This is a genomic window from Profundibacter sp. (genome assembly GCF_056498605.1).
Map to the genome: position 1 here is coordinate 1 of NZ_JBSMEZ010000133.1, position 4,618 is coordinate 4,618.

5 protein-coding genes are annotated in these 4,618 nt (G+C 56.3%); all 5 read right to left on the reverse strand.

Going from position 1 to position 4,618, the window contains the following annotated elements; all coding sequences use genetic code 11:
- The coding region (locus tag ACWB12_RS13195) for an FAD-dependent oxidoreductase (RefSeq protein WP_479530561.1) at nucleotides 1–85 on the reverse strand (85 nt) is incomplete at its 3' end.
- A complete protein-coding gene (locus ACWB12_RS13200) occupies nucleotides 78–1,349 on the reverse strand; it encodes a radical SAM protein (protein ID WP_479530557.1) in 1,272 nt (423 codons plus the stop codon). The genes ACWB12_RS13200 and ACWB12_RS13195, both read right to left, overlap by 8 nt.
- 3 nt (nucleotides 1,350–1,352) lie before the next feature.
- Nucleotides 1,353–2,993, reverse strand: coding sequence for a universal stress protein (locus ACWB12_RS13205; protein WP_479530558.1), 1,641 nt, complete (start codon nucleotides 2,991–2,993; stop codon nucleotides 1,353–1,355).
- A 40-nt stretch (nucleotides 2,994–3,033) separates the two neighbouring features.
- The gene (locus ACWB12_RS13210) at nucleotides 3,034–3,819 is read right to left on the reverse strand and encodes a formylglycine-generating enzyme family protein (protein ID WP_479530559.1); all 786 of its coding nucleotides are present in this window, start codon (nucleotides 3,817–3,819) and stop codon (nucleotides 3,034–3,036) included.
- 181 nt (nucleotides 3,820–4,000) lie between these two features.
- A partial coding sequence (locus tag ACWB12_RS13215; protein WP_479530560.1) for a hypothetical protein occupies nucleotides 4,001–4,618 on the reverse strand: 618 nt, incomplete at its 5' end.

A 4,618-nucleotide genomic window follows, 5' to 3' on the forward strand; every position in this document is an offset into this window, starting at 1 on the left:
GTTGCACATCCAGGCCGCGCGTCCACAATTCATGCGCCGTGGCCAACCCCGAAATCCCGCCGCCAATGACGATCACATCATGCATCGGGCCGCCCCCGTTTCACGAATGCGGGTGGGCCGACATCGCCAAAACGACGCTTGGCAAGCAAGGTCAGATCATCTTTGGTGACCTCACCGCGGCCCTCGCCGCGCACGTAATCCTCGGCACGGCGACGCACCATGCGGCGTACAAAGCCCGGGATGCGGGCCAGATGCGTTTCGGCGTCATTTGCCCAGCGCATCGCCCCATCTATCGGAACCATCGGCGTGATGATGGCCCCAGCTTGGGGTTGATAGGTGCAGAGCGTGTCTTCGCCCATCATGTTGCCCGTCAGTGCAAGGGGCCGCGCACGGCACCCGCCACACAGAATCTGGAACTCGCAAGCGCCGCAGCGACCCACGAGTTTGGGCGCACGCAGTTCGTTCAACACCGGCGCATCATGCCAGATTTCGGCAAAGGATTGGGTTTTTACTGACCCTGCTGAATTCTCCATAAACGGGCACGGAGTGACGTCGCCGTTCGGGGTGATCCGCGCGTAACGGGTGGCGGCGATGCAGCCGCCAGCATCATAACCATGCGCCGATGTGATCGCCCATTCGGGGTCCATTTCAATGGCGATTCGTTTGAAATGCGGGGCGCATTTGGCCCGCACCATCCGGCGTTTTTCCTGCTTTGCGGCCTTGGCGACGCGGCGCAAAACGTGGTCATATTTTTCAGGCGATATGCCTGAATATTTTTCACCGCGCCCCGTGCAGACCATGAAAAATACATTCAACACCATCGCACCTGCATCCCGGGCAAAGGCGACCATATCGTCAATTTCATCAGCCGTTTCATCAGTGGCCGAGAAATGTATCTGGAACGGCATGTCCGCATCAATACAGGCATCAATCCCTTGCATGGTTTTCATCCACGCGCCATTTTTACCGCGGAAATTATCGTGGATTTCAGGGGCTAGGGAATCCACTGAAATACCGATGCCCGCGACTCCTGCGTCCTGCAATTCGCGGATGCGATCAGGGCGCAGCAGCATGCCGTTGGTGCCAATCACCACCATCAGGCCAAGGCCGGATGCGTGCCGCGCAAGGTCGGGCAGATCACGGCGCAACATCGGCTCGCCGCCCGTCAGAACCACCATCGCTTCGGGGCCAACTTGGGCAATTTCACCCAGCACACGTTTCAACTCGTCGGTGCCCAGTTCGTCCACCGCGCCCTCTTTCAAAACCTTGGCGTCAAGGTAACAATGCTCGCATGCAAGGTTGCACCTCTCGGTCAGGTTCAGTGCAATGAGATAAGGGGCATCGGCCATAATTTAGCCCTTGTCCTCGGGACACATCGCCATACGGGACATTGCGAATGCCTCGTCCTCGATGCTGGCATCAATCACCGACAAACCACGCTTGCGGGCGAAATTCTCGATGCTATTTTTGACCTGATCGCGGAAGGCTTCGGGCACCCGTTGCAGGCGCGCACGGGATGCCGCACGCCATGTAATAGCGTCTTCCCGCACCGCAGGATCCAACGCGGCCTCGGCCATGAACGGTTCGACATGTTCAACCTTCACGGTGGTGCTCGCATCGCGCCGCGCTGATTTTTCTGCCCGCAGTCCGATGTTTTCACGCACTTGTTCGTCGGCAATTGCGTCCAGCATAGCACGGGCATCTGTCGCCCATTCCAGCCGATCAAAGCTTTGTTGTGGGGCCGCATCGCCAGCACCACCGGGCATCATTTTGCTCATAACGTCCTGAACAAATTTAGTGGTGATGAACGTATGTCCCTCTTTCTGGGCCTGCCGGATAACGCCGGTGCGAGCAATGCCGCGGACAAATTCGGGGGCGCGATTGATCATCTCGCTGGCCTCATCCGACCACATGATGGTTTCCTCGGCGACCACATCTGAGGCCGGGAAATGCTCGACCATACCAACCCACATATGGCACGCAACCATACGCAATAGGTTTTCAGTGTTGCCGCCAATGTCCAGCCCGTCATCGGCATGAACGCCGGTTTTGCCCACCAGCAACAGGGATGCTTTGTGTTTCTCGACGTATTTCTTGATCGCCTGATAGGGCTTGCCCGCCACCAGCTCGCAGATCACCTCAACCCCCGCTTCTTTGGCGACGGTTTCGGCCACGTTCAGATGGGCCTGATAGATTTTGGCGATGCCGTCATCAATCAGTTCTTCGTGCAGTTTCTCCTGTTCCTTAAAACGGAACACTTTGCCTGCTTCTTCATCCAGAACGGTCGAGATTTTGTTGAAGGCAACATAGTGATAATAGGGATCATATGCAGCAACCACATGCACGGGTGCGTTCAAACGTTTCCCGATATCCAGCGCCGTCATCAACGCCCCAAAGGATTTGGGCGAGCCGTCCATACCGACCACAATCGGGCCATCTCCGATGTTTAGGCGACGGTCCTTGGCAATAAACACGTCCATATCCGCACGCCGCACCACGCGCTCGCAAACCGTACCGATGGTAGAGCCCGCAACCGCGCCAAGCCCAAGCGCGCCAATGAACAAAACGTCATGCTCGCGCTTATTCATCGCCTTGATCAAACAACTGTAATTCTTGCCCTCGGGCGACAAGCGCGCAAACGGCACATCGGCCGCTTTGGCCACCACTTCGGCCGCATCATGGTAACTGTCAGAAATCAGCCCCAGCCCCATGCCGATCAGATCCTCATGCACCTCGCGTTGATGTTCCATCTCGCTTTCGCGCTGGTAACGTTCGGGCAACCCGCCTTCCATCTGTTTAAATCGCCGATCATGCAAACGCGCCGCATAAGCGTGGATGCCGGTGATGGTGCCATCGCACAAACGGGTGGCCTGTTTCATCGCATTGTTGGCGTAGTCGGATTGATCCAATGCCACCAATACGCGGGTCAGCGACACAGGCGCAGTTCCAATTGCCCCCTCAACACCTTCATCAATTGCTAAATTTACAGCCATTTTATTTCTCCAGTTTTCCGGCCCCGTTCCAACCGTGTGTCTATTTATCCTTGGCGCAGCGAAAGCCTACAAATTCGGCGTAGGCGTTCGTGTAGTCCCACATTCTATTGCTGGCGACGGTCATATGATCGCGCCCGTTCCACGAGTTGCCTTTGATATAAGCACAAGGCTCGCCCGCGATATCCGAGTTCGGGTCAACGTCGGGGGGCAGGCACCTTTCAGGCAACACGCCGCCGTTCATTTCCTTTAATTCCGTCAAGATCAGCATCATCTCGGGCGTTTGTTTGCGCGGGTCAGCCCCGCCATCCAGACAACGCCCCCCCTTGGACATGCGCGTATCCGACACCCACTCCGAGACATTGCCCGCCATGCCGTGCACGCCATATGGGCTGATGTCACCGTCATGACTGCCCACCGAAACCGGCGCGTCACCCGATAGATGGGCGCGGCTCATATCGGCCTCGTCACCCCACGGGTAAAGATGACCATCCACCCCGCGCGCCGCCTTTTCCCACTCGATCTCGGTTGGAAGGCGTTTTTTGACCCATTCGCAATAGGCCGTGGCGTCTGCGTGCAGGACTCCGGTCACAGGTTGGTCCTTTTGGTTCAGGTCATCCTCATCAACAAAAGCGGCGGGCGCATGGCCAGTCGCTGCAACAAACTCAGCATAATCGGCATTGGTAACTTCAAAGGTATCAATCCAGAAATCATCCACCTGATAGGGCATAGGGCCATACAGCCCCGTGTAGTAAACATAGCCCAGCACCGCTGGACCCCCTTTGACAAACGCCATGCCCTTGGACGCGTCAGGGGGGGAAAGCCGCATAAGCCCCCGCCCCTAATGCAATTGCGCCAAGCGCCGCGAATACTGCGGTTTTCAGTTGAATAACCAATACCCCAACAGCAGCAACACCACGGCCACATTCACCAAGGCTCCGGCCAGAACGAAGACGTTAAAAGCGTTTATTCTTTTGCGTTTTACCATCTGGCCGGTCCTTTTGCTTACCTTAGTAAGACAGCTCCATAGTGACTTCGCCACCGGCATCCACAGTGACAGAGTCGACTTTTTTCTCGCCCAGGAAACCATGCCACATCATCACTTTGTATTCCCCAGCAGGGATGTCGGTGATCGAAAATGCGCCGGTTTCATCAACAACCGAAAAGTAAGGCGTTTTGGCGACGTAAACAAAGCTGTGCATGAAATCATGCGCGTCACATTCGACCTTCATCCCATTGCCGCGGCGCAGCTTGATCTCTTTGGTCAGAACATCGCCTTGATTGGGTTGGGATACGTTCAGAACAGTTTTGCGCGCCTTGCCGATTTGCTCGTATGCATGGATGTTGTGCAGCGTGCCGTCGTTGTTAATGGCTGTTAGCTCGCCAGTGTTGGCCATGATGCCCAAGGCTGGCGAAAACTCGCATTCTGTTTGGTTGATTGTCAGCTTCATCAGATCTTCAGGCATGGCTTTGCCTTCTTCGATGTCAGCCAGGAACACCACAGCATTGACCAGCATACCGGCCTCATTAACCTGCACGAACGGCACTTCACGCGATCCGGTGCCGCAAATTTCAGGGTCTTTGGAAATGGTGTAGGTGCGCATGTCGGCCTCGGCCCCACCTGCCGA

Bases quoted from the DNA above. Each gene is read 5' to 3' on its own strand.
- ACWB12_RS13200 (WP_479530557.1), bottom strand. From the start codon at position 1,349: ATGGCCGATGCCCCTTATCTCATTGCACTGAACCTGACCGAGAGGTGC.
- ACWB12_RS13205 (WP_479530558.1), bottom strand. From the start codon at position 2,993: ATGGCTGTAAATTTAGCAATTGATGAAGGTGTTGAGGGGGCAATTGGA.
- ACWB12_RS13210 (WP_479530559.1), bottom strand. From the start codon at position 3,819: ATGCGGCTTTCCCCCCCTGACGCGTCCAAGGGCATGGCGTTTGTCAAA.